The sequence below is a fragment of the Stenotrophomonas sp. FR010 genome (genome assembly GCF_047520755.2).
In the GTDB taxonomy this organism is placed as follows: Bacteria; Pseudomonadota; Gammaproteobacteria; order Xanthomonadales; family Xanthomonadaceae; genus Stenotrophomonas; species Stenotrophomonas sepilia.
Map to the genome: position 1 here is coordinate 115749 of NZ_JAXBQT020000010.1, position 23499 is coordinate 139247.

Below are 23499 nucleotides of genomic sequence, written 5' to 3' on the forward strand. Positions count from 1 at the left end.
CTGCGCGCCGCGGCGCGCCACCACGAGGTCGTGGCCGTCTATACCCAGCCTGACCGGCCGGCAGGCCGTGGCCGTGGCCTGGCACCGTCGCCGGTCAAGCTCGAGGCCGTGGCCCGTGGCATTCCGGTCTACCAGCCCGAATCACTGAAGGACGAGGCTGCACAGCAGCAGCTGCGCGACCTGCAGCCGGACCTGATGGTGGTGGTGGCCTACGGTCTGCTCCTGCCCAAGGCGGTACTGGCGATCCCGACCCACGGCTGCTGGAACGTGCATGCCTCGCTGCTGCCACGCTGGCGCGGTGCTGCGCCGATCCAGCGCGCGATCCAGGCCGGTGACGCAAAGACCGGTGTGTGCCTGATGCAGATGGAAGCGGGCCTGGATACCGGCCCGGTGCTGCTGCACCAGGAACTGCCGATCGCTGCCACCGATACCGGTGGCCAGCTGCATGACAAGCTGGCCGAGCTGGGTGCACAGGTCCTGTCCGACGGCCTGGGCCTGCTGCGGGCCGGCATCAAGCCGATCGCGCGGCCGCAGCCGGAGCAGGGCGTGACCTATGCGCACAAGCTGGACAAGGCCGAAGCCCGTCTGGACTGGGCGCAGGGCGCCGATGTGCTGGCGCGTACCGTGCGTGCCTTCAATCCGTGGCCGATCGCCGAAGCGACGCTGGCTGGCGAACGCGTGCGCATCCATGGCGCGGTGGCGCTGGATGCGGCCCACGGCCAAGCGCCGGGCACGGTGCTGGCGGCCAGCCGCGATGGCATCGACATCGCCTGTGGCCAGGGTGCACTGCGCTTGCGTACGCTGCAGCGCGAAGGCGGCAAGGCGATCACCGCCGCCGACTACCTCAACGCCCGCCGTGATCTGCGCGTGGGAGCATAAGCGGTGTCGAAGCAGAACGATTTCTCCGTGGCCAAGGCGGCGCCGGGCGCGGCCACGCGCATGCTGGCCGCGCGTGTGCTGGCACAGGTGTTCACCCGTGGCCGTTCATTGAAGGCCGAACTGGCCTGGGCGCTGCCGAAGCTGGACGACAGCCGCGATCGTGCCTTGCTGGAAGCGCTGTGCTTTGCGGTGCTGCGTCGCCGCAGTACCTATGACGCTGCCTTGCAGTCGTGGATGCAGAAGCCGCTGTCGGCGCGCGACGCCGACCTGCGCACCCTGTTGATGGTGGGCTTCGCCCAGCTGGACGTGCTGGAACTGCCGGCGCATGCGGCGCTGTCGGCCACGGTCGATGCCGCGCGTGCGCTGGGCCGTGAGCGCCAGGCCGGCCTGGTCAACGCGATCCTGCGCCGCGCGCAGCGCGAAGGTTTCCCGGAGCAGCCGGCGCGCGATGCCTTCCCGGAATGGCTGGCCGATGCGGTGGAACGCGATTGGCCGGCACAGGCCGAGGCGATCTTCAGCGCCAGCCTGCAACCGGCACCGTTGTGGCTGCGTGCCAACCGCCAGCACGGTGGCCGTGACAAGGCACTGGCGGCACTGGCCGAGGCGGGCATTGCCGCCGAACCCAGCGCGCTCTGCGCCGATGCATTGCGCCTGGCGGCCCCCGTTGCGGTGAACCAGCTGCCGGGTTTTGCCGACGGTGCACTGTCGGTACAGGACCTGTCGGCGCAATGCGCAGCCGACGCGCTGGCGCCCGCGACCGGCGCCCGCGTGCTGGACGCCTGTGCGGCGCCCGGTGGCAAGTCGGCGCACCTGCTGGAACGTGACCCCAGTCTGCGCCTGCTGGCGCTCGATATCGATGCGCGTCGCCTCGCGCGCGCCCGCGATACCTACACCCGCACCGGTGTGGGCGAGGGCGCGCAGACCCGGGTGGCCGATGCCAGCGATCCCGGGGCCTGGTGGGACGGCACGCCGTTCGACGCCATCCTGCTGGATGCCCCGTGCTCGGCCACCGGCGTGATCCGCCGCCAGCCGGACGTGATGTTCCACCGCCGCGCCGAGGACATCGATGCGCTGGTCGGCGTGCAGGCCCGCCTGCTGGAGGCCTGCTGGTCGATGCTGCGCCCGGGAGGCGTGCTGCTGTACGCCACCTGTTCGATCCTGCGCGCCGAGAACGTCGACCAGGTGCGAGCCTTCCTGAAGTGGCATCCGGACGCAGCGGCACAGCCTCTGGATGACACATTCGGCCTCGATTGCGAGGGGATTGCGCGCCAGCGCCTGCCGGGTGACAACGATGCTGACGGTTTCTTTTACGCGCGTCTGCTAAAAACAGCCTGACCCCGCTGACGTTCCGAGTCCCATGCTGAAATCCCGCGCGTCGCGCGAGACGTGGTTGTTCGTGGTGATGGCCCTGCTGGTGCTGGGGGCCGGGCTGGGCCTTCGTGATCCGTGGCCGTCGGACGAACCGCGCTTCGCGCTGGTGGCCAAGCAGATGTTCGACAGCGGGCAGTGGCTGTTCCCGCATCGCGGCACCGAGCTGTACTCGGACAAGCCGCCGATGCTGATGTGGTGGCAGGCCACGCTGTACAGCCTGGTCGGGCACTGGCGCGTGGCCTTCCTGCTGCCGTCGCTGCTGGCGGCCCTGGGCACGCTGTGGTGCGTGGTCGACCTGGGGCGGCGCCTGTGGACGCGGCGGGTGGGGCTGTATGCCGGCTGGGCGCTGCTGTTCGCGCTGCAGTTCACCTTCCAGGCGAAGAAGGCGCAGATCGACCCACTGCTGCTGCTGTTCATCACCCTGGCCAACTACGGCCTGCTGCGCCACCTTCTGCTGGGACCCAGCTGGCGCTGGTGGTGGCTGGGCTGGTTCTTTGCTGGCATCGGCGTGATCACCAAGGGCGTGGGGATGCTGGCGCTGCTGATGCTCGTGCCTGCGGCGATCGCCGCGGCGCTGCAGTGGCCACGGGTGGGACTGCATGCGCGCGACGCGCGTTTCTGGCTGGCACCGCTGGCCTTCCTGCTTGCGGTGTCGTTGTGGCTGGCGCCGATGCTGCTGGCCGGCTTTGCCACCGGCTCGGATGAGTACCGGGCCTACATGGACGACATCCTGTTCCAGCAGACGGCGCGGCGCTACGCCCATTCCTGGGACCATCACCAGCCTGCCTGGTACTTCCTGGCGACGATGCCGCTGATGTGGATCCCGGCGTTCCTGGCCCTGCCCTGGGCGATTCCGGCGTGGCGCCGCCGGCTTCGCCGCCGCGACCCGCGCTACCTGCTGCCGCTGGCCTGGTGGCTGATGGTGGTGCTGTTCTTCTCGATTCCCGCCGGCAAGCGCGATGTGTACATCCTGCCGGCACTGCCGATGTTCTGCCTGGTGCTGGCGCCGCTGTTGCCTGGATTGCTGAGGCGGCGCGATGTGCAGGCCGTGGTGGGGGTGTTCACCGGCCTGCTGTCACTGGGCCTGGCCCTGGCCGGTGCGATGGCGGTGCTGGGCGAGCCGGCCTTCGAGCTGCGCCTGACCCACAGCCGCGGGCTGGCGCTCGGCGCCGTCGACGCACTGGCCTGGACAATCCTGGCGATGGGCGTGTGGGGCGGATTGAGCCTGCTGGCCTGCGGCCGTCGCCGGCATCTGGCGCTGGTGTCGACCCTGGCGATGGTCTGGGTGCTGTACAGCCTGGTCGGCTATCCGCTGCTGAACGATTCCAGTTCCGCCCGCGGCCTGATGCGCACGGTTGGCAGCCGTCTGGGCCCGGATGCCGAATTGGGGCTGGTGGCCTGGAAGGAGCAGCATCTGCTGCTGGCCGACCGTCCTGCAGCGACCTTCGGTTTCGAGACGGACTGGGACGAGCAGCTGATTGCGGCCACGCGCTGGCAGCGGCTGGCGCCCGGACGCCGCTGGTTGCTGGTGCACGAATACGCGATGCTGTCGTGCGTCGACCGCAACCGTTCTGAACTGGCCGGCGTGGCCAACCGGCGGCGCTGGTGGCTGGTGCCGGCAGCAGCGGTGAAGGTGCCCTGCGTGGTCACTGCAGAGGAGCGCGAACGTGAACGGCGTTTGCAGGAACATGACTAGTCACCACGATTCCGGCTTGTCCAGTCTGCCCAAGCGGGCCCAAAGGCAGTAAAACAGCAGGCTGGGACGGCCCCCGTTGGTCCTTCCCGTTCTTCCCGCAGATTGCAGCGATACTTCCCGACGTGCCAGCTTCACCGGACAACCTGAACCCCTTGGCCGGCGACCCGCTGGGCGTTCCCGCCGGTGGGCGCCATGGGGTCGCGCATGCGTTGGCCCAGCTGGGCCTGTTCTGCCTGCCGGCACTGGTGCTGACCGTGCCGATCAACCTGCTGCCGTATGGCCTGCTGTTGCTGCTCAGCACGCTGCTGGCGCCGGAGCTGCTGTGGCGCGCGCGCGGCATGGCCGGTCAGCCGGTGAAAGTGCTGGCCTGGCTGATGCTGGCGGTGCTGGCGCTCGGCGTACTGTCGGTGGTCTTGTTCGAGCAGGGCCTGCGTGACGTCGACAACCGCTCGCGATTCGTGGTGATCCCGTGGATCGCGCTCTGGGTCTGCGCGCTGCGTCCCAACCTGCGGTGGCTCTGGTACGGATCATTGACCGGCCTGCTCGCCACCTTCGCGATGTCGCTGTGGCAGGTGCTGGGTGGCGCCGCGCGCGCAGAGTTGTTCACCAATGCCATCGTGCTGGCCGACATCGTGATGGTGTTGATGGTGCTGCTGGTGTTCTGTCGCCCGTCGCGGCGCTGGTCGCTGGTGATCCTCGGCATGGCCGCCGGCTGCGGCACCATCGTGCTGACCGGCAGCCGCGGCGTGTTCGCCGCCCTGCTGGCGCTGCTGGTGGTGCTGGCACTGAGCCTGCGCTGGCGCACCGGTGCGGCGCGCCTGTCGGTGCTGGCCGGCATGCTGGCGATCGGTGCGACCCTGCTGTTGTCGGTACCGGAGCTGCGTCACCAGGTGCGCCTGAGCGAGCTGCACAGCGACGTGCAGCGGATGGAGCAGGGCGACAGTGATTCTTCCGCCGGGGCCCGCGTGGAACGCCTGCAGGTGGCCTGGGAGACCTTCCTCGATCACCCGCTGGTGGGCGTTGGCATCGGTCATTTCGACAGCGCGATGCTGCGCGTGCCGGTCTGCCGCGAGAATCCGGAAGAGTTGCGTTGCCACCTGGGGCATGCACACAACGATGTTGCCGAATGGGCAGCGACCCAGGGCGTACCGGGCCTGCTGCTGTTGCTGGCGGTGTATGGCATCCCGCTAGGGTTGTTCGTGCGGCTTCATCGCCGCAGCGGACGGACGACCTTCCGGGGGCCGGCCGCAGCCGGCATCATGCTGGTGATCACCTATGCGCTGTGCGGCCTGACCCAGTCGATGTTCGCGCACCAGATGACGGCCAGTTTCTATGTGACCCTGGTCGGCCTGCTGACCGGCCTGTCGATCGTCGAAGGCGCGCGCCACCGGGCAGTCACCGGGGCGTGACGCATCGGCGCGCCGGGCAGGGCCCGGCGATCAGGGGTTCGGCGGGTCGGCCACGGCCTGGCCGTTGCCCAGCATCCACAGCATGATGGTCTTCTGGCGCACGTAGTTGGCGCGCACATAAGCGTAGACCAGGCCATGCCAGCCGTCGCGGAAGCCGCCACGGAACACGAAGCCGCGCCAGAACCGCCAGGCCGGTGCCAGCACCAGCTTGCCCAGCGTGGCCCGCTTGCCGCGCGCGAACTCGTGCTCGGCCATCATCCGCGCGTACTTCTCGGTCTTGGCCAGCTGCTGCTGCAAGGAGCGGTAGGGGTAGTGGACCAGGTCGCCGCGCAGGGTACCGACACTGCCATCGACGCTGGCGGCCTCGTGGATCTCGCGCTTGCCGCGCCAGCCGCCACGGCGGCGGTCGAACAGGCGCATCACCCGGTCCGGGTAGGCATTGCCATGGCGCAGGAACTTGCCGAAGTACTCCGACAGGCGTGCGAAGCGATAGCCGGCATGGCCAGCGAAGCCACCGTCGCGGGCCTGTTCGATGGCCTCACGCAGTTCCAGGCTGATCCGCTCATCGGCGTCCAGGCACAGCACCCAGTCGTGGCCGGCCTGCTCGACGCAGTACGCCTTCTGGCTGCGGAAGCCGTCGAACGGGCGCTGCAGCACGCGGGCGCCTGCGGCCTCGGCGATGGCCACGGTGGCATCGGTGGAGTAGGAGTCCACGACGACGATCTCATCGCAGAAGGCCAGCGAGGCCAGGCAGTCGCCGATGCGGCCGGCCTCGTTGAACGCGATAATGCAGGCCGAGATGCGAGGCCGTTCGATGGGAGCGGTCGTGGAGGACATGATGGCCGGGTACCTGTTGTTTGCGACGGAGCGCTATGCGCTGCCTATTCTCGCCCCGTTGGCGCAGGCCTTGCACGTCTCCGGGCAGGAGGTGGCGGCCTGGTTCGAGGGCGGCGCGGCCGGCAGCCAGCTGCCGGGCGTGCCCAACATCGGCCTCAAGCAGGCGCTGGCAATGCGGCCGCGGGCGGTGTTCAGCGCCGCCAACTGGGTGCCGACCTTCCTGTCCGGCGCCAAGGTGCAGCTGTTCCATGGCTTCAACGTGGAGAAGCGGGACAGTGCGCGCGGCCACTTCCGGGTGCGCGGCATGTTCGACCTGTACTGCACGCAGGGGCCGGCCACCACCGGGCCGTTTCGTGAGATCGCGGCCCTGCAGGGCCACTTCGCGGTGGCCGAGACCGGCTGGCCGAAGCTGGATCCGCTGTTCCGCGACGATGGTGGCGAGAGCGCCGCGCTGCGCGCCGCCGCTGGAGGACGCCCGGTGATCCTGTTCGGTTCGACCTTCACCGAACGCCTGAGCGCAGCTCCGCACCTGCATGCGCAGATCGCTGCCGACATCGCAGAGGGCAACCGCTACTGGCTGCTGACCCTGCACCCGAAGTGCCCACCGGAATTGTTCGAACGCTACCGCGCGCTGGCCGGTGCCAATGCGCGCTTCATCGAGCCGGAGCAGGTGATGGCCGCACAGCGCGCCGCCGATGTGCTGGTGTCCGATACGTCCTCGATCGTTTCGGAGTTCATCGTCCAGCACAAGCCGGTGGTGACCTTCCGCAACCGGGTGCCCAAGCCGCACATGATCGACTTCGATGACCCGGTGCAGCTGCCGGCGATGCTGCAGCGCGCGCTGCATCCCGACGCCGCGCTGCACGCGGAGATCGTGCGCTACGCCGATGCCATCCATCCGTACCGCGATGGCCTGTCCAGCGAGCGCGTGATTGCGGCTACCGAGGATTTCCTGTCCGGTGAAATGGGCGTGTTGCGGCGCAAGCCGTTCGGCAGCTGGGTACGCGACCTGCAGATCCGCAAGGACCTGGGGTATTGGGGGCCGTCGCAGCGGTAAGCCGAGCGTGGGCTCGGCTCTACAGTAGATCCACGCCATGCGTGGATGCGCGGCCCCCGGCACTACCTACCAGCGCAGCTTGCGCCGCGCCAGCGCGGCCGCCAGTTGATCCATCACCTGTTGCGCCTGCGCCTGCGGCAGGTAGTGCAGGATCAACGCCACATCACCATGCGCGCCGGCGGTATCCAGCTGCAGGCTGCTGGTGCCCAGCAGCTTGTCCAGTGGCGAGCGCAGCAGGCGCAGGCCCTGCACCTTGTCCAGCTCGGCCCAGCGCCACCAGCGCTTCCACCAGCCGCCACGCACGGCGACGTAGTGGTCATCCAGGTACCAGCCCATGCGCGCCATCTGCCGGTGGGCCACCAGCAGCGCCAGCGGCAGCCAGGCCAGCACGATCAGGCCCCATGATCCCCAGCGCCAGTACGCGGCGGCGGCCAGCAAGGGAACCAGCAGCAGCGCGCCCAGGCACAGCCGCCACCAGCCACGCTGCGGAATGGACTGCCATTGCGCCGGCGGCCACTGCAGTTGAGGCAACAGGTGCTGCACCAGCTGCTCGCAGCGCATTGCCGGGGCCAGCGGTGCCAGTTCGCGCAGAGCGCGGTCCTGGTCCCGCGAAGGGCCGCCGGCGGCGCTGTCGACGCGCAGCTGGCGCAGGCCGAACCAGCGATGCAGGGTGGTCTCGTACAGCGTCCAGGCCTGGATGCGGCGACGCGCGACACTGCTGCGGGTTCGGCTGACCAGGCCAGCCGAGACGGTCAGCCGGCGATCCTGCTCGCTGAGAGTGAAGCCGTGATAGCGCAGCAGGGTCAGCACCACCGACAACGCACGCAGCGCCAGCCAGCCCAGCAGCAGGGCTGCGGCCAGCAGCAGGAAGGCGCCGGCCACGCCGGGATGCAGGTGGCTTGCGTAGCCGAAGGCCTCCCTGCCACCACGCTGGATGGCCGCGTCCATCACCGGCCGGGGCACGGTCTGGAACAGCACGCCGAAGGCGGCGATCGCCAGTGCCCATCCGCGGTTGGAGAGCAGGCCCATGCGCACCACGTCCCAGCTCGACAGGCGCAGCAGCACCTGTTCGGTGTCGGCCCCGGTGATCGAGGGAGTGGCAACGGCGTCGGCGGGCTGCGGTGCCTGCCCACGCTGGCGCACCAGCCGTTCCAGCGCCAGCGCCTGGTCCAGCCTCAGTACCCGCATCTCGGCTTCCGGCCGCACGCCGCCGGCCGATTCCAGGCGCAGCTCGGCCACACCGAACAGCCGGTGCAACGGGTTCTGCCGCACTTCCACGTTGTGGATGCGGGCGAACGGGATCTCGCGGCGGTTGCGCGCCAGCAGCCCGCTGCGCACGGTGATGGCATCGCTGCCGATGCGGTAGCGGTAGCTGAGGTACTGCAGCACCGAGACCAGCACCAGTGCCGCGATCGCCGACAGTGGAATCAACTGCGCCCACATCGGGTCGCGCTCGCCACGCTGGCCGAACACCAGCAGCGCGACCAGCGGCAGGAAGTAGTGGCGCAGCTGCATCAGCAGCACGAACAACCACGACCACGGGTGCAGGCGATGGTCCTCGCCACCGGCAGGCAGCGATGCGGGCAGGGGCGGCGGCAGGCTCACAGGGCGTCGGCGTCCTGGTCGAGCTGGTGCGAGAGGGTGTCGCGCAGGCGCTCGGCGTCGGCTTCATCCAGGCCGTTGACGGTGACCGCGCTCATGCGGGTGCCGGCAGTGTGCACGATCAACGTGGCCAGGCCGGCGCGGCGCTCCAACGGGCCCCGGCGCAGGTCCAGGTGCTGTACGCGCGATATGGGAATGCGGGTTTCCAGCTGCCACATCAGGTCGCGGCGCAGGCCCAGGCCCTGGTCATCCAGGCGCCAGCGGGTGCGGGTCAGTCGCCGGCGGCCGAGCCAGGCGCCGAAGAGGATGCCGATCAGCAGCCCCAGGGCGGCAGTCCACAGGCCGCCGGGCAGATCGAAGAACCAGGCAGCTGCGGCCAGTGGCAGACCCGGTACGAACAGTCCGCCGAAGGCGCCTTCCAGTGTGGCCAGGCGGGCGGCACGTTGCGGCAGCGATTGCCAGGCTTCGGTGGTCGGGGCGATAGGGGCGACGTCGGTCACGCGGGCTCCGTCAGGTGGCAGGGCGAGCGGCGGCGGCGGTGGCCGCACCGCGCAGACGGTAGCAGGTCGGCTGCGTTACTGGGCAGCCTGGATCAGCGCATCGACATCCAGCAGGTGGCCAGCACGATCGGCCTTGGTGCGCAGGTAGTGCTCGTTTTCCGCGGTGATCTCGCCGGTGACCGGAATGCAGTCCAGCACCTCGATGCCGGCGTTGCGCAGGCGCTGTGCCTTGGTCGGGTTGTTGCTGAGCAGAGCCACGCGCGAAATGCCCAGGCCATGCAGCATCGCTACCGCACTGCCGTAGCGGCGTTCGTCGGCACCGAAGCCCAGCTGCGCATCGGCGTCGATGGTGTCCAGGCCGTCGTGCTGGTAGCCGTAGGCGCGCATCTTGGCGGCGATGCCGGTGCCGCGGCCCTCCTGGTCCAGGTACAGCAGCACGCCACCGCCCAGTTCCTTCAGCTTGCGCAGCCCGCGCCGCAGCTGGTCGCCGCAGTCGCACTTGAGCGAGCCGAACAGGTCGCCGGTCAGGCACGAGGAGTGCACGCGTACCGGTACCACCGACGACAGGTCCGGTTCGCCGACGATGATCGCGACCTGGTCGCGCTGGGCCACGCCGCCGCGGAACACCGCGAAGGTGGTCATGCCGACGTCGCGCAGCGGTACCGGCGAACGCGCCACCAGTTCGTAGTCGTGGGCCGCATGTGCTGCGCCTTCGGCCAGGTCGCACAGGGCCACCTCGGCGGCACCGTCGAACGTGTGGTCATCCACGTCCAGGCGCACCGCGACCATCGCCGGCAGCAGCAGGCCCAGGCGGGCCAGCTCCACCGCGCCGGCATCGAAGGCGTCGCCGGCCGCCCAGCCGTCGGGCATGGGGCCGGGCTCGCGCAGGTAACCCAGCGAGGGCAGGGTATCGAAGGCAATGCCGGCCAGCGGCAGGCGCGCGCCTTCCGGTGCTTCCACGCCGAGCACGCGGGCGCGGGTGGCGGTCAGGAACAGGTAGTGGCGCTCGCGCGCGGCAGCGGCGAACGTGGCAAAGCTGCTGGCAGTGGCGCTGTCCAGTGCAATCACCGCCAGGCGCTGGCCCTGGCCATCGTGGAGCAGTACCGGGCGACCGGCACGCAGTTCGGCCACCGCGCGTTCGCAGCGGATCGCGGCGGGGTCGCCGAACAGGGAAGAGGCAGCAGGCATGGCAGGACCGGGGGAGGCGGACATCGCAGTCTCTATGGGGGCGACGGCGTCGTATTCAACGTGGTGCGGCCGCCGGTCGCAGGGGCCGGACGGGCCCGCGTGGTGCGACCGTCAGTGCGGATGCTCTTCGGTCGCGTACGGGTCTTCCTCGCCGCTGCCCGGTGGCCGCAGCGTATAGCGCTTGTAGGTCCACTGGTACTGCGTCGGGTCGCGGCGGGCGATGCGCTCGATGCCGGCGTTGAGCGCGGTGGCCGCCACCTGCGGGTCCGGGTCGGCCACGGCCGGGTCGGTCGGCTCGATGTGCAGGGCGAATTCCATGTCCGGCCCGATGCGCTCGCACCAGCCATACAGCACGGTGGCGCCGGTGCGCTCGGCCAGCCGGTTGACCAGGGTCATGGTCAGTGCCTGCACGCCGAAGAACGGCACGAACACGCCGTCGCCGGCCTTGGGTTGCTGGTCGGGCAGGATGCCGGTGGCACCACCGTCCTTGAGCACCTTGAACAGCTGGCGCACGGCGGGGCCCTCGGCGCGCACCTGCTGCACGTTCTGGCCGCCCCGCACCAGCTGCAGGAAGGCGTCGCTGGCCTCGTCCTCCGGTGGCTTGTAGACGATGGCGATGTGCCCGCGCGAGGCCAGCCACTGGTTCAGCAGCTCCCAGTTGCCGAAGTGGGGGGCGGCCACGATCACACCCTTGCCGCTGGCCAGCGCCGCGTCGTACAGGGCTTCGCCGTGGCGCTGCTTCAGGTGCAGGCGCAGGTTGTCGGCCGGCCTCTGGCTCCAGAGCCGCAGCGTCTCGATGGCCTGCAGGGCAGTGGAGCGCAGCAGCTCGCGGTGCAGGCGGTCGCGCGCCGGACCGTCCAGTTCCGGGTAGGCCAGTTCCAGGTTGCGCCGGGTGACGCGGCTCTCGCGAGCGTTGAGACGGACCCACGTCCACGCCAGGGCATGCGCGAACCCCCGCAGCACTGGCCAGGGCAGGCGGGCGAACAGGGTGGTGGCGCGGTAGACCAGCCGGGCTTTGCGTTGCGGATTCATCGGCGCCAGTTTAGCCAAGGGCGCTGCTATCGTGGCCGGCCCTGTTCATTGGAAGCCCACGATGCTCGTCCTGATCCAGCGCGTCAGCCAGGCCGCCGTCCATGTCGACCAGGAAGTGGTGGGGCAGATCGGCCCCGGCCTGCTGGCCCTGGTCGGCATGGAACCGGGCGATACCGAGGCCCAGCTGCGACGGATGGCCGAGCGCCTGCTGGGCTACCGGGTGTTCGCCGACGAGGCCGGGAAGATGAACCGGTCGCTGCGCGACACCGGCGGCGGCCTGCTGCTGGTCAGCCAGTTCACCCTGGCCGCCGATACCCGTTCGGGCATGCGCCCCAGTTTCACGACCGCCGCACCGCCGGACGAGGCTGAACGCGGGTTCAATCGATTTGTCGAGATCTGTCGTGAAAATCACGCGCCCGGGGTGGAAACGGGCCGATTTGGTGCCCATATGGTCGTCAGCCTGGTCAATGACGGTCCCGTGACCTTCCTTCTCAGGCCCTGAGCCTGCGGGACCACCGCCCGGCAGGCGGGGCCCCGGGCTGGTATAATGCTACGTTCCCTATTTCTCCCTAGCCGGTGGCGCGAGCACTACATGGCCAACGAACGTCCTGCCCAATCCGAAATCAAGCAACTGATCAGCAAGGGCCTGGAACAGGGCTACCTGACCTACGCCGAAGTCAATGACCATCTGCCGGACGACATGGTCGACCCGGAACAGATCGAAGACATCATCGGCATGATCAACGGCATGGGCATTGATGTCCATGAAGTTGCGCCGGATGTGGAAACCCTGCTTCTCAACGATGGCAACACCGGCAACCGCGAAGTCGATGACACCGCGGCTGAAGAAGCTGCCGCCGCGCTGAGCGCGCTCGACACCGAAGGTGGCCGTACCACCGACCCGGTGCGCATGTACATGCGCGAAATGGGCACCGTCGAGCTGCTGACCCGCGAAGGCGAAATCGCCATCGCCAAGCGCATCGAGGAAGGCCTTTCGCAGGTCCAGGCGGCCCTGGGCCAGTTCCCGGTTTCGGTCGAGTCGCTGCTGAACGACTACGAAGCCCACAAGGAAGGCAAGAAGCGCCTGGCCGAAGTGATCGTCGGCTTCAACGACCTGGTCGACGAAGAGCCGGCACCGCCGGCGGTCGTTGCCGATGACAGCGCCGATGCGGACGCCGAAGGCGACGAGGACGAGGACGACGATGTCGACGGTGGCGATGAAGAAGCCGCACCGACCGGTCCGGATCCGGAGGAAGTCGCCGCGCGCATGCAGGCACTGAGCGATGCCTTCAACGCTTTCAAGAAGGCCGCGACCAAGGGCGACAAGAAGAACCTGCCGCGCCTGCGCGAAGAGATGTCGGCGGTGTTCGTCACCCTGAAGCTGCCGCTGCCGCTGACCGACGTGCTGACCAAGCAGCTGCGCGACACCATGGCCGACATCAAGTCGCATGAGCGCCGTGTGCTGAACCTGGCCACCGTCACCGCGCGCATGCCGCGCAAGGACTTCATCCGTTCCTGGGAAGGCAACCAGACCAACCTGGAGTGGGTGGAAGACGCACTGAAGCGCAAGCAGAAGTGGTCGTCGGCCCTGCGCGAAGTGAAGGACCAGATCATCGCCGAACAGCAGGCGACGATCGACATCGAGAAGCTGACCCAGCTGGACCTGGAAGAGCTGAAGGAAATCAGCCGTGCCATGGCCTACGGCGAAGCCAAGGCGCGCAAGGCCAAGAAGGAAATGGTCGAGGCCAACCTGCGCCTGGTGATCTCGATTGCCAAGAAGTACACCAACCGTGGCCTGCAGTTCCTCGACCTGATCCAGGAAGGCAACATCGGCCTGATGAAGGCCGTGGACAAGTTCGAGTACCGCCGCGGCTACAAGTTCTCGACCTACGCCACCTGGTGGATCCGCCAGGCGATCACCCGCTCGATCGCCGACCAGGCGCGCACCATCCGAATTCCGGTGCACATGATCGAGACGATCAACAAGTTGAACCGCATTTCCCGCCAGATGCTCCAGCAGTACGGCCGCGAGGCTACGCCGGAGGAGCTGGCCAAGGAAATGGACATGCCGGAAGACAAGATCCGCAAGGTGATGAAGATCGCCAAGGAGCCGATCTCGATGGAAACCCCGATCGGCGACGACGAGGATTCCCATCTGGGCGACTTCATCGAGGACACCAACGTGGAGTCCCCGATCGAGAACACCACCAACATCAACTTGTCCGAAACCGTGCGCGACGTGCTGGCCGGCCTCACCCCGAGGGAGGCCAAGGTGCTGCGCATGCGCTTCGGCATCGACATGAATACCGACCACACGCTGGAAGAGGTCGGCAAGCAGTTCGACGTGACCCGCGAGCGCATCCGCCAGATCGAAGCGAAGGCCCTGCGCAAGCTGCGTCACCCGAGCCGTTCGGAGCAGCTGCGCAGCTTCCTGGATATCGATTGATAGCCAGCGGCTGTTGAAGCGTTGAGAGAAACCCCGCCTGGTGCGGGGTTTTTCTTTGGTCGTTCCCGGCCATGCCGGTCGGATCCTGACGATGTCGCGTCTGCCATTTGATTACTTCCTGCGGTAGCCGCACGCTGACCGTGCAGATGCTCAACACATCGCGTAGGCAGGCCGGTCTCCATCGGCGCTGATGCAAGCGCGCAGCAGGTCACGTACATCACATACGGCCCGCTGCACTGATTCGTCATGCATTTGGAGTGAGGCCATGAATGATGTGGAGCACGATCTGTTTGATTCCCGGCAGACTGATTTTCCGTCGCTGCTTGATTGGGATGAGGTGATGCAGGATGAGCGTGAAGATCGGCTGGGGTTTGCCCGCCGCACGACGTATGCGTTGCTGACGCTGTCTGGTGCGGAACTGGTCGAGGGCTTTGACGGCGGCAACCACAAGGCACTGGAAGAGGCCAGAAGGACGGTGGCGCTGTTCCAGGCACATCTGCGGCGGCAGATGTGGTTTGCGGACGTGGCGGAGAAGCGGTTGGGGCGTGTTGCTGAGGCTCTTGCTGCTGCCGGGTAGCCGATCGAGCGTGGCCTCCACTACACTGTGGCGCTGCGCAGGGCCTATAGCTCAACGGTTAGAGCAGGGGACTCATAATCCCTTGGTTCCAGGTTCGAATCCTGGTGGGCCCACCATCGAATCAGGCACTTAGGATCATCCGCAGTGCCTTCTTCGTCAAGCCAGCGCCGGACGGTGACCGCTCGGTGACCGTTTACGCTCCGCTGCTATCACAGTTGGCCGCTGGTCGCTCCACATCCTCGGGCGTCCACTGCGGGGCGCTCCTGCGTGCGCGGATCCAACGCTTGATGTCGCTCTGGTACCAGCGAGTGCCGCCGCCGACCTTGTGCCTGGGCGGGAAAGTGCCCTTGTCCATTTCGCGGTAGATGTAGCTCTTCTTCATCCCGGTCAGGGCTTCGATCTGCTCGAGCTTCAGCAGTACTTCGGGGATGCTCTCAGCTGCGCCAATCTCGGGCCTCCGTTACTTCAGTGGTGGGCGCCAACAGCAGCGCAGTGTGCGAATCCGATCGCGCCGTGAACAGAAGGTTTGCGATCTGTGTCAGGTCCATGGTGGGGTCGCCCCGTTTTTTGACCTGGCGCCCGTAGCACCCTGACGGCTTGCCCGGTGAGCCGATGCCGGGCCGAGCCGAGCAAGTAGGCCGCCCAAGGGCGGCCTACTTGCGTTTCGAGGGAGTAATCCGTGGTGGGTGCGGACGTAGTGACATTGTGGAGGTGGGCGGGGTCGTCACGTAAGCCCGTCAGCGGTGCGATGCCTGGGCAGCAGCAGTAGGTCATGCGCTACTACGACGCTAGATGTAACCGGTATAGCCAGTCTTCCCCCATGACTGGTAAGCCCTCAAATAATGCGCAAATCGTTGATATATATGAATTCGAGACGCACTTTAACCAGCGTACCAATGTAACCAGCAAAATAAGTGAGTCAGAATTCTCAAGCAGGAAACGGCAGGCGGCAGGGCAGCAGTGATATCGGCAAGACCGTTGGGAGACAGGAGAAGCGGCAGAGGAAGAGGGACGACAGTGCCCGGACAGGGGCTGTAACCAGAAAAGTGTTCCACAACCCCATTTCATAGCTTTCCTGAAACACTGTAAGTAGTGGTGCGTTCTTCTTGGACGCTATTGGATGCCCTCTTGCCTCCATTCTTTGGCGACTGCACGTCTGGCATCCATGCGACCGCTCAACTCCTCACCAATCACCCCCATTTGGTGCAGGGATTCGCAGGCGGCGGCATGACCCCTCATTGTCCCCGACAGCCTTGCTGGTTCTGCTGCTGGCCCGTGCGCAGGTAGCGCAGGAAAAGCACCCTATGAAGTGCGCAGGCGTGGCGGGGAGACGAGTGCGCGCGTCTGTACCCGGACGGTGGGGGCAAGCACGCTGGGCTGCTGTTCCTCCGTCAATAAAATGTCGTGGAAGTTGTCAACGATTTGAGGCAGTCTTTGGCGAACCTACAAGCGAGTTCCCAAATGCAGATCGTGACGTTTGAACTGAGCAACTATCGGAGTATTCAGCGCACGGAAAAACTTGCGTTGGGAAATCCGACAGTGATTGTCGGTCCAAACAACGAGGGGAAGAGCAACATCATTCGGGCGATGGTCACCTGCGTGCGATTTCTTTGTGCTTCGCCTCGTGAAACTCTGCTTACCCGCACCTGGGGCTACGATTGGAACAGGGATTTTCCTATATCACTGCAGGCCAAGCAGCCGACGGGGCAGTCTATCTTTCATATCGAGTTCCAACTTGATGAGAAGGAGCGTGCTGAGTTCCGCAACGTCGTTGGTAGCAAGAACAATGGTCGTCTGAAGATTGAAATCAAGCTTGGGGACAACGCTCCGCCGGCTTTCGATGTGTTAAAGCAGGGTGGAGGCAAGGAGTTGATGATCCAACGGGCTCACAAGATTCGTGAGTTCCTGCGTCAGCATCTAAGAATTGAGCACATCCCGGCTGTACGAACCGCTGATGAGGCCCGAAGGGTTATTCATCAGCTTATTCAGGATGATCTGGCTCAGATCGAAAGCTCTCCAGCGTACAAGCAAGCACTGCAGGCAATTACAGTTCTTCAGAAGCCGATTCTCGACCATTTGGGAAAGAGTCTGACAGCGAGTCTCAAAGCCTTTCTTCCCGACATAAAACGCGTAACCGTTTCCGCTGAGCAGGAGGCGAGACAGCGAGCGCTTAGATCAAGCTACAACATCACGATCGACGACGGTACTGCGACTCTCTTAGATAAGAAGGGGGATGGTGTGCAGAGTTTGGCTGCGCTGGCCTTGATGAAGCACGCAGTCACGCCGCAGCAGGGGGGCGCCTCTTTGGTGCTGGCAATTGAGGAGCCAGAATCGCATCTTCATCCGAGTGCGATTCATAGACTTCAGGACGTGATTGCCGACCTGAGCAAAGAGCACCAGGTGATCATTACGACGCATTGTCCGTTGTTCGTTGATAGAAAGGACGTGTCAAAAAATATTATCGTCAATGAGAAGCGCGCTAGAGCGTCGAAGTCTGTGCAAGAGATTCGAGACGCGCTTGGGGTCCGTATATCAGACAATCTCAGGAATGCAGAGTTCGTTCTGATCGTCGAGGGGGAGTCAGATCGTCATCTGATCACTTCACTGTTGCGTCATTGCTCGGCGTCGCTCGGGAAGGCGTTAGATTCAGGAATGCTGGCTGTCGACTCTCTTTCAGGTGCAAGCAATCTGACCTACAAGCTGCAACTCTTGCGCGATTCCATGTGCCGCTGTTTGGTGCTTCTGGACAAGGACAAAGCAGGTGATGAAGCGAAGCGAAAAGCAATCGACGCAGGCTTGATTGCAGCAGCAGACGCGTTCCAGCTGGCTCGTCAGGGGGGCAAGGAGGCGGAGCTTGAAGATTTCATTGACGAGGGTTTGTATGCGGGCCTCCTTGAGAACGAGTACGGCGTCGACATCAGCAAGCCGTTGACCAAAGAGGGGCGTATGAAGTGGTCGGATCGCCTGATCGCGATTGCCGCCAGGCAGGCACACCCTCTTTCAGACATGGACGTAATGTCGATCAAGGTGAAGATCGCCGCTCTTGCCACAGCAGCACCTGCTGTAGCACTGAAGGCGTGGCAACGAGACCCCATCGATGCTGTGATCACGGAACTGGAGGGTAGGCTCGACCCTCGGCAGTAAGGGTGAGCTTGTAACTTACAAACTGGTCACCGGTTGGCGGCAATTGTGTGCGGGGCTCGCTAAACATCGTAATAAAATCCAATGATTTATTGATATTTTGCGAGTGGTGGTGGGCCACCAACTGACCTCGCATAACCGGTTGCAGGTCTCCCCGTGCGTCCCGCAGCGTCGGTACCATCTGATCCGCACACAGGGATCGACCATGCCCAACACCGATACACCGGTGGAAGACTTCACCACCGAAATCGAAGACAGCCGGCACCTGTTCGCCTGGTGCCTGGTTCACTATGGCCAGGTGCCCGAGGCGCAGGCGCTCGAACAGGCACGGAAGCGCTATCCCGACCAGAGCCCCGGCCGCGAATACGAATACGCGCTGATCTTCCACGACGAGCCCTGGCACTGGGCGATGCTGCACATGAAGGGCGAAAGGTATTGGCAGCAGCACCCGGAACTGGCGCAGCCGTCGCTGGACTACGAAGCCGAATCGGACGCACTGTGCCTGGCCCGCGGTGAGCAGGTGCCACTGCTGGATGAGGACGAGTACCTGGGCGCGCTCGCGCATGCACGCCACATGCGTGCATGGACGCTGGTCCATCAGGCGGGTCGTTTGCCGGATGAAGCGCGCCAGGAGGCGCTTGGTCACTACGCGTATCATCCGCGCCATCATCGCGGGCGATTTCAGGTTCACGATCCGCGTGACGGCTGGTGCCATGTGATGAGCGCATTGCATGGCAACGACTACTGGGCGCGACCAGAGCTGCGGGAACCGCCACAGGCCTATTGGAGCGAGTCCCGCGCCTTTGTTTCGGCGCAGGGAATCCGCTTGCCGGACCCTCCGGGCTGAGGCCTGCTCAGCCAGCGAAGGCGCAGCGCCATCGATCACCGCACTCTGTGCCGAATGACACATGCCCTGCCATTTCTGCTGGCGGGAAGATGGCGGCATCCTGAAGTGGAGTGATCTGATGCCTGGTACGCTCAGTCGTCGCACCTTCCTGGCCAACGCCGCGGCCGTTCCGGCGGCCACGCTCATGACCACCGGCGCTGTCATGGTGGCGCAGCCAACCGTCACCACCGGGAGCCTGATCGAAGCGGAACGCGGCGTGATCCGCTCCGCGATGAAAGGCAGTGGCATCGGTGCCGCTGCCGTCTGCCTGGTCGAAGGCGGGCAGGTGCGCTGGACTGAAGGCTTCGGTCACGTATCAGGCCAGGGCAGCGTGCCCGTGGACGCCAGCACGATGTTCAGCATCCAGTCCACCTCGAAGAACTTCGCGGCGGTGGCGGTGCTGTTGGCCGTGCAGGACGGCATCCTTGATCTGGACGCGCCCATTACCCGCTATCTGCCGTCGTTCACGGTGCGCAGCCGCTTCGAGCATGCTCCACAGGAGCGCATCAGCCTGCGCCTGCTGCTTGCCAATCGCGCGGGATTCACGCACGAGGCGCCACTGGGCAACAACTACGAACCGGCGTCGCCGGGCTTTGATGCGCACGTCCGCAGCATCTCGCAGACATGGCTGCGCTTTCCGGTGGGTACGCGCTATCGCTACTCCAACCTGGGCTTCGACCTTGCCGGTCATGTCCTTGAGCAGGTTGCGGGCATCAGCTATCCGGCCTGGCTGCAGCGCCGGATCTTCGAGCCGCTGGGAATGCACGACAGTACGGCCGATGCGTCGGTCTACCTGGCAAGCAAGGTGCGGGCACTGGGAACCCAGGAAGGCCATACGCAGGTACCGCCGGTGACGCCGCTGGTGGTGTCGGGAGGCGTGTGGACCAGTGCCGCCGACATGGCGAAGTATCTTGGCTTCCTGCTCGGTGGCGGCCGATCCGGTGCGCAGCAACTGCTTGAGCCCCGTCTCTGGAACGAGATGCATGGTTTCGGCCTGGGCGGCGACTACGGGCTCGGTGTCATGCGCAGCGAACGCCTCTACGGCAGTACACCGGTGCGGCTGCTGCACCACCGCGGCGGGGGCTTCGGATTCGGGTGCGTGTTCACCTACTGCAGGCAGGCAAACGCTGGATTTGCCGCGATGTTCAATCGCGCGACGTCTGCGGGGTACGGCATCGGCGAGCGTCTGCTCGATCAGCTGTTGTCGGCGCGTTTCGGGCCCCGTCAGCCGCGTGTGCCCCTATCAAGCCTGGCGCCGATCAGGTTGACCCAGGACCAGATGCAGCAGATGGCGGGAAGCTGGATCGGGCGTAGCGGCAAGGCGAAGATCGGGGTTGCCGGAAACGGGGAGCTGCAACTGCATCGAGGGGCGCACGCCGAGGGTACCCGCTTTGCGGCCATCGACGGCGATCAACTTTTCACTGTGGACACCGATGGAGAGGTTGCGACGTACCGTTACCATGCGGCGACGGACATGCTGCCGGCGTACCTGGAATGCAGCAACGGCGAGGATGGCCTGGACCAGAACGATCCCATCGATGGGCCCACCGGGCCGCAGGCGCCCCATTGGCAACCCTGGCTGGGACGCTATCGCGTTGACCAATGGGGCAAACCATCGATGTTCGTTGTGCTGGAGCAACGACACGGCTGGCTGTACATCGATGGCATCCGCCTGGTTGCTGAGGTGGAGCCAGGATTGTTGTTCACCAGCGATGGCGAAGCGGTGGATTTTCGCGGCTCCCAGCCGACATGGCGCAACCTGCGCCTGCGGCGCGTCGCGCCCATGGGCCAGGGGTGATGGCGGCATGCCGCGCGCTCATCCGCGCCGCCCACGCCCATCGATGCTGTAACGTCCCGCCCCGGTGCACGCCAGCAGCAGGAAGCCGCCGGCGAGGCCCAGGTTCTTCAGGAACATGATCTGCTGGGTCTGATCGGCGAAGTTGTGGTGGAAGATGAAAGCGGTGACCAGGCTGAAGCCTGCGAGCACGACCGCCACCAGCCGGGTCTGGAAGCCGAGCAGGATGCACAGGCCGCTGCCGATTTCGAACGCGATGGTCGGCCAGAGCAGGATGCCGGGTACTCCCATTGCCTCCATGTAGCCCTGGGTACCACTGAGATCGCCGAGCTTGCCCAGCCCGGAGACCAGGAACAGGGCCATCAGCAGGATGCGTGCAAGCAGGTAGGCGAGCGAATGCGATGAAGTGCTCACGTCGAGGTCCTCGGAGATGGCCGACGCAGGCGATCGGAGCCCACCGGCGGTGAAGCCCGTGTCTACGCGCCGGGCAGGGCGCCTTGACAGCTGCCGCGCTGCAGTAGACCTTTCCCGCATGACGATCGATATTGAATCGCTCAGCCTTCGCGAGCTGGGTGCCCTGGTGGTTGCCGCTGAACAGCGGAAACAGCTGATTTCCAGCCGCCGTCCGGCCAGTGCGGTGCGGCGGATGCTGAAGGCCGCCGCCGCCGAAGCCGGATACACCCTCGAAGAACTCTTTGGCGGCCAAGCCTCGGAAACACCTGCGCCCGCCCGCAAACCCGCCCGCCGTAAATCCGGCAAAGTCGCGCCCAAGTATCGCGACCCGGAATACAAGCGCCTGACCTGGACCGGTCGCGGGCGCATGCCGCGTTGGTTGGCGTCCAAGGTGTCGATGGGCCACAAGGTCACCGATTTCCTGATTCCTGGCTTGGCCAGGCCGACCGCTGGCAAGACCAGCACCATCGGCAAGCGGACCGTCATCAAGAAGGGATGAGGCTGCAGCACTGCTACCCTGCCCGGGTCTTTCAACCAAGGAGCACGGGATGGCACACGAGAGTGGCATGACGATCACGCCGAAAGTCCTGCACGCCGCCGCAGTGGCGGGCATGTTGGTCAGCCTGCTGGCCTGGGCGGTGGAATGGAGCGGGATGGCCTATGTCTGCCCGTACTGCCGCGTGCAGCGCACGGTCATCGGCGTGCTCGGCCTGCTGACGCTGTTCGCGCGCCCTGGGAGCCTCATCGTGCCCTGGTTGTCGTACACAGCGAGTGGCTTCGCCTTCGTGGTCGCAGCGATGCAGCACTTCAACGGTTGGAAACGCATTTCCGCAGGCGACTTCAGTTTCAATGAGCAGTGGTACATCGACCCTTGGCTGTTGTCGGGCTGCGCGATGCTGATCCTGGTGGCGCAGCTGATGCTGGTGCAGGCCGCCTGCCGGCGCAGCTTGCGCTGAGTGTTTCCACGCATGGCGTGGAACTACCCGTTCTGGAATACGGCCAGCTGCGCGGCGAAGGCGCGCTGGTAGGCGGGCCGCTGCGTCGCGCGGGCCACATAGGCGGCCACCGTCGGATACTCGTCGAGCAGCCCGCTGCTCTTCAGGCGCAGCAGCACCGAGACCATCATCAGGTCGCCCACGCTGAAATCGCCATCCAGCCACGGCGCCTTGGCCAGCCATGTCGACAGTTGCGCCAGTCGCGCCCGAGCCCGCTCATCCAGCATTGGCAGCCGCTGTGCGTACCACGGCTGCTCGCGCTCCAGCACCCAGGCCATGGAGCGCTCAACGATGGGGGGTTCCACCGTGTTCAGCGCAGCGAACACCCACATGATCGCGCGCATGCGGGCGTACGGATCGCGCAGCAGCAGGCCGGGGTGCTGTTCGGCCAGGTGCAGGACGATGGCGCCGGATTCGAACAGGGTCCGGTCGCCCTCCTGCCAGGTGGGAATCTGCCCGAACGGATTCCGTGCCAGGTGCGCGGGCTGCTTCATCTCGGTGAAGGTGAGCAGTTGTACGTCATAGGCTACCGACAGTTCCTCCAGTGCCCAGCGCACGCGCATGTCACGGGCCAGGCCCTGGCCGCGGTCGGGGGAGGTGGCGAAGGCGGTGAGGATGGGAGGCATGGGAGCAGTCCGCGGTCAAGGATGGCTTTGATGATCTGACGAGCGAGTGCGCCGTAAATCGACATGCGGGCGGTGCCCTGCACGTTGCCTGCACGTGTTCTGCACGCACGCACTGTCCTGGATACATCAGTCTGTCGGGGTCATCCGCAGAGACAGGTAACAGGCATGAATACCCCCGGAAAACCGAAGCCCAGTTGGCGCCAGAGAAACGTGCTGATGGGAGCACTCGTTGCGGTCCTGGTGATCGTGCTGATCATCCTCTTTGTTCCTTGGTGACCCTGCCCAGGATTGCTCGATGTGATCCACGCGCCACCGCCGCGTGAAAAAGTCAGTGCGGGTTGGGTGAAGTGATGTACGTATCAATCGTTGCTCACCTGCGAACCACACGAGTGTGTCCAGAGTGGATCCACAGGCAGCGCGGTCGAGGCTGCTTTTCTCCCCCGAAACGACGATACAGGAGCAACGCCATGAGCACCCAGTCCACCATCGAACACCGTCTCAACGACCTGATCGAGATCGCCCGTGACGGCAAGTCGTTCTATGAAGAAGCCGCAACCAAGGTGAAGGATGCCGAGCTGTCGGCCCTGTTCACCCGCATTGCCGGTGTCAAGGGTCGCATCGTGGCCGCATTGAGTGGCTCGGTGGCTGCCAGCGGCGGCAAGCCGGCCGAGCATGGCACCGTGGTGGGTTCGATGCAGCAGTTCTACGGCAAGGTGCGTGCAGCCTTCGGTGACACCAACTATGGCTATGTGGCCGAGCTGGAAGAATCGGAGGACCGCCTGCTGGGCGCGTTCAAGGACGTGCTGAAGGACAACGAGCTTCCGCCGGCGGTCCGCCAAGAAGTCACCCAGCTGTTGCCGGAAGTGCAGGAGTGCCACAACGTGATGCGCGCGCGCAAGCATGCGATGAAGGCGGCCTGACGATCAGCGGCGTCCCACTCCCCAGGGACGCCGCGGCCGGGGCGGCACCGCTGCCCCGGCCACCCTGAATTGGTCGCTGCTACACTCTT

At 65.7% G+C, this 23499-nt stretch carries 22 protein-coding genes and 1 tRNA gene; 15 read left to right on the forward strand and 8 right to left on the reverse strand.

The window, feature by feature from the left end; all coding sequences use genetic code 11:
* From fmt to ACM0PK_RS11235, 4 genes are all read left to right on the forward strand, one after another.
* Window positions 1–879: methionyl-tRNA formyltransferase (fmt, locus tag ACM0PK_RS11220; protein WP_495498527.1), on the forward strand; the 879-nt coding region annotated here is incomplete at its 5' end.
* A 3-nt stretch (window positions 880–882) separates the two neighbouring features.
* Window positions 883–2214 carry a 16S rRNA (cytosine(967)-C(5))-methyltransferase RsmB gene (rsmB, locus tag ACM0PK_RS11225; RefSeq protein ID WP_414607820.1) on the forward strand — a complete coding sequence of 444 codons (1332 nt, stop codon included), beginning with the start codon at window positions 883–885 and terminating at the stop codon, window positions 2212–2214.
* Between the two features lie 22 nt (window positions 2215–2236).
* The gene (locus ACM0PK_RS11230) at window positions 2237–3946 is read left to right on the forward strand and encodes an ArnT family glycosyltransferase (RefSeq protein WP_180885131.1); all 1710 of its coding nucleotides are present in this window, start codon (window positions 2237–2239) and stop codon (window positions 3944–3946) included.
* Window positions 3947–4098: 152 nt separating this feature from the next.
* Window positions 4099–5355, forward strand: coding sequence for an O-antigen ligase family protein (locus ACM0PK_RS11235; RefSeq protein WP_134972415.1), 1257 nt, complete (start codon window positions 4099–4101; stop codon window positions 5353–5355).
* Window positions 5356–5385: 30 nt separating this feature from the next.
* Here the strand turns inward: ACM0PK_RS11235 and ACM0PK_RS11240 are convergent, their stop codons facing one another.
* Window positions 5386–6192: a glycosyltransferase family 2 protein gene (locus tag ACM0PK_RS11240; protein WP_134972414.1), complete on the reverse strand. Its 807-nt coding sequence runs from the start codon at window positions 6190–6192 to the stop codon at window positions 5386–5388.
* On the opposite strand from ACM0PK_RS11240, the gene ACM0PK_RS11245 reads away from it, so the two are divergent.
* Window positions 6191–7249: a CDP-glycerol glycerophosphotransferase family protein gene (locus tag ACM0PK_RS11245; protein WP_134972416.1), complete on the forward strand. Its 1059-nt coding sequence runs from the start codon at window positions 6191–6193 to the stop codon at window positions 7247–7249. The two genes, ACM0PK_RS11240 and ACM0PK_RS11245, sit on opposite strands and share 2 nt — an antisense overlap.
* A 66-nt stretch (window positions 7250–7315) precedes the next feature.
* Here the strand turns inward: ACM0PK_RS11245 and ACM0PK_RS11250 are convergent, their stop codons facing one another.
* The 4 genes from ACM0PK_RS11250 to ACM0PK_RS11265 all read right to left on the reverse strand — a co-directional run bounded on the left by ACM0PK_RS11250 (window position 7316) and on the right by ACM0PK_RS11265 (window position 11571).
* Complete coding sequence (locus tag ACM0PK_RS11250; protein WP_061478124.1) at window positions 7316–8854, reverse strand: PH domain-containing protein; 1539 nt, start codon at window positions 8852–8854, stop codon at window positions 7316–7318.
* On the reverse strand, window positions 8851–9351 hold the full coding sequence (locus ACM0PK_RS11255; protein WP_414607821.1) for a PH domain-containing protein: 501 nt from the start codon (window positions 9349–9351) through the stop codon (window positions 8851–8853). The genes ACM0PK_RS11250 and ACM0PK_RS11255 overlap by 4 nt, the downstream gene beginning before the upstream one ends.
* A 75-nt stretch (window positions 9352–9426) precedes the next feature.
* Complete coding sequence (gene ribA, locus ACM0PK_RS11260) at window positions 9427–10563, reverse strand: GTP cyclohydrolase II RibA (RefSeq protein WP_065196859.1); 1137 nt, start codon at window positions 10561–10563, stop codon at window positions 9427–9429.
* A gap of 87 nt (window positions 10564–10650) precedes the next feature.
* The gene (locus ACM0PK_RS11265) at window positions 10651–11571 is read right to left on the reverse strand and encodes a lauroyl acyltransferase (protein ID WP_005419590.1); all 921 of its coding nucleotides are present in this window, start codon (window positions 11569–11571) and stop codon (window positions 10651–10653) included.
* Window positions 11572–11632: 61 nt separating this feature from the next.
* Between ACM0PK_RS11265 and dtd the strand changes: the two genes are divergently transcribed.
* The 4 genes from dtd to ACM0PK_RS11285 all read left to right on the forward strand — a co-directional run bounded on the left by dtd (window position 11633) and on the right by ACM0PK_RS11285 (window position 14710).
* Window positions 11633–12073: a D-aminoacyl-tRNA deacylase gene (dtd, locus tag ACM0PK_RS11270; protein WP_005419588.1), complete on the forward strand. Its 441-nt coding sequence runs from the start codon at window positions 11633–11635 to the stop codon at window positions 12071–12073.
* Between the two features lie 90 nt (window positions 12074–12163).
* On the forward strand, window positions 12164–14017 hold the full coding sequence (rpoD, locus tag ACM0PK_RS11275; protein ID WP_005419586.1) for an RNA polymerase sigma factor RpoD: 1854 nt from the start codon (window positions 12164–12166) through the stop codon (window positions 14015–14017).
* Window positions 14018–14282: 265 nt separating this feature from the next.
* Window positions 14283–14594, forward strand: coding sequence for a hypothetical protein (locus tag ACM0PK_RS11280; protein WP_065178790.1), 312 nt, complete (start codon window positions 14283–14285; stop codon window positions 14592–14594).
* A 40-nt stretch (window positions 14595–14634) separates the two neighbouring features.
* Window positions 14635–14710: transfer RNA gene (locus ACM0PK_RS11285), tRNA-Ile, on the forward strand.
* A gap of 77 nt (window positions 14711–14787) precedes the next feature.
* Here ACM0PK_RS11285 and ACM0PK_RS11290 read toward each other — a convergent pair.
* Window positions 14788–15042: a helix-turn-helix transcriptional regulator gene (locus ACM0PK_RS11290; RefSeq protein ID WP_414607831.1), complete on the reverse strand. Its 255-nt coding sequence runs from the start codon at window positions 15040–15042 to the stop codon at window positions 14788–14790.
* A 1013-nt stretch (window positions 15043–16055) separates the two neighbouring features.
* Between ACM0PK_RS11290 and ACM0PK_RS11295 the strand changes: the two genes are divergently transcribed.
* The 3 genes from ACM0PK_RS11295 (at window position 16056) to ACM0PK_RS11305 (ending at window position 20419) form a co-directional block, all read left to right on the forward strand.
* Window positions 16056–17738, forward strand: coding sequence for an ATP-dependent nuclease (locus ACM0PK_RS11295; RefSeq protein ID WP_414607822.1), 1683 nt, complete (start codon window positions 16056–16058; stop codon window positions 17736–17738).
* A 202-nt stretch (window positions 17739–17940) separates the two neighbouring features.
* Window positions 17941–18582: a hypothetical protein gene (locus ACM0PK_RS11300; protein WP_414607832.1), complete on the forward strand. Its 642-nt coding sequence runs from the start codon at window positions 17941–17943 to the stop codon at window positions 18580–18582.
* 61 nt (window positions 18583–18643) lie between these two features.
* The gene (locus ACM0PK_RS11305) at window positions 18644–20419 is read left to right on the forward strand and encodes a serine hydrolase domain-containing protein (RefSeq protein WP_235646750.1); all 1776 of its coding nucleotides are present in this window, start codon (window positions 18644–18646) and stop codon (window positions 20417–20419) included.
* Window positions 20420–20437: 18 nt separating this feature from the next.
* On the opposite strand, the gene ACM0PK_RS11310 is transcribed toward ACM0PK_RS11305, so the two are convergent.
* Window positions 20438–20830: a DoxX family protein gene (locus ACM0PK_RS11310; RefSeq protein ID WP_019660763.1), complete on the reverse strand. Its 393-nt coding sequence runs from the start codon at window positions 20828–20830 to the stop codon at window positions 20438–20440.
* Between the two features lie 118 nt (window positions 20831–20948).
* Here ACM0PK_RS11310 and ACM0PK_RS11315 point away from each other — a divergent pair, with 118 nt between their 5' ends.
* The gene (locus tag ACM0PK_RS11315) at window positions 20949–21368 is read left to right on the forward strand and encodes an H-NS histone family protein (protein WP_005419573.1); all 420 of its coding nucleotides are present in this window, start codon (window positions 20949–20951) and stop codon (window positions 21366–21368) included.
* A 49-nt stretch (window positions 21369–21417) separates the two neighbouring features.
* On the forward strand, window positions 21418–21825 hold the full coding sequence (locus ACM0PK_RS11320; RefSeq protein WP_134970939.1) for a hypothetical protein: 408 nt from the start codon (window positions 21418–21420) through the stop codon (window positions 21823–21825).
* A gap of 23 nt (window positions 21826–21848) precedes the next feature.
* On the opposite strand, the gene ACM0PK_RS11325 is transcribed toward ACM0PK_RS11320, so the two are convergent.
* Window positions 21849–22490 carry a glutathione S-transferase family protein gene (locus tag ACM0PK_RS11325; RefSeq protein ID WP_414607823.1) on the reverse strand — a complete coding sequence of 214 codons (642 nt, stop codon included), beginning with the start codon at window positions 22488–22490 and terminating at the stop codon, window positions 21849–21851.
* 467 nt (window positions 22491–22957) lie between these two features.
* Here ACM0PK_RS11325 and ACM0PK_RS11330 point away from each other — a divergent pair, with 467 nt between their 5' ends.
* A complete protein-coding gene (locus ACM0PK_RS11330; RefSeq protein ID WP_005419568.1) occupies window positions 22958–23410 on the forward strand; it encodes a PA2169 family four-helix-bundle protein in 453 nt (150 codons plus the stop codon).
* Window positions 23411–23499: the final 89 nt, after the last annotated feature.

Excerpts from the sequence above, each read along its gene's own strand:
- ACM0PK_RS11230 (WP_180885131.1), top strand. The coding sequence starts at position 2,237 with ATGCTGAAATCCCGCGCGTCGCGCGAGACGTGGTTGTTCGTGGTGATG.
- ACM0PK_RS11245 (WP_134972416.1), top strand. The coding sequence starts at position 6,191 with ATGATGGCCGGGTACCTGTTGTTTGCGACGGAGCGCTATGCGCTGCCT.
- ACM0PK_RS11240 (WP_134972414.1), bottom strand. The coding sequence starts at position 6,192 with ATGTCCTCCACGACCGCTCCCATCGAACGGCCTCGCATCTCGGCCTGC.
- ribA (WP_065196859.1), bottom strand. The coding sequence starts at position 10,563 with ATGTCCGCCTCCCCCGGTCCTGCCATGCCTGCTGCCTCTTCCCTGTTC.
- ACM0PK_RS11265 (WP_005419590.1), bottom strand. The coding sequence starts at position 11,571 with ATGAATCCGCAACGCAAAGCCCGGCTGGTCTACCGCGCCACCACCCTG.
- dtd (WP_005419588.1), top strand. The coding sequence starts at position 11,633 with ATGCTCGTCCTGATCCAGCGCGTCAGCCAGGCCGCCGTCCATGTCGAC.
- rpoD (WP_005419586.1), top strand. The coding sequence starts at position 12,164 with ATGGCCAACGAACGTCCTGCCCAATCCGAAATCAAGCAACTGATCAGC.
- ACM0PK_RS11280 (WP_065178790.1), top strand. The coding sequence starts at position 14,283 with ATGAATGATGTGGAGCACGATCTGTTTGATTCCCGGCAGACTGATTTT.
- ACM0PK_RS11295 (WP_414607822.1), top strand. The coding sequence starts at position 16,056 with ATGCAGATCGTGACGTTTGAACTGAGCAACTATCGGAGTATTCAGCGC.
- ACM0PK_RS11300 (WP_414607832.1), top strand. The coding sequence starts at position 17,941 with ATGCCCAACACCGATACACCGGTGGAAGACTTCACCACCGAAATCGAA.
- ACM0PK_RS11305 (WP_235646750.1), top strand. The coding sequence starts at position 18,644 with ATGCCCTGCCATTTCTGCTGGCGGGAAGATGGCGGCATCCTGAAGTGG.
- ACM0PK_RS11315 (WP_005419573.1), top strand. The coding sequence starts at position 20,949 with ATGACGATCGATATTGAATCGCTCAGCCTTCGCGAGCTGGGTGCCCTG.
- ACM0PK_RS11320 (WP_134970939.1), top strand. The coding sequence starts at position 21,418 with ATGGCACACGAGAGTGGCATGACGATCACGCCGAAAGTCCTGCACGCC.
- ACM0PK_RS11325 (WP_414607823.1), bottom strand. The coding sequence starts at position 22,490 with ATGCCTCCCATCCTCACCGCCTTCGCCACCTCCCCCGACCGCGGCCAG.
- ACM0PK_RS11330 (WP_005419568.1), top strand. The coding sequence starts at position 22,958 with ATGAGCACCCAGTCCACCATCGAACACCGTCTCAACGACCTGATCGAG.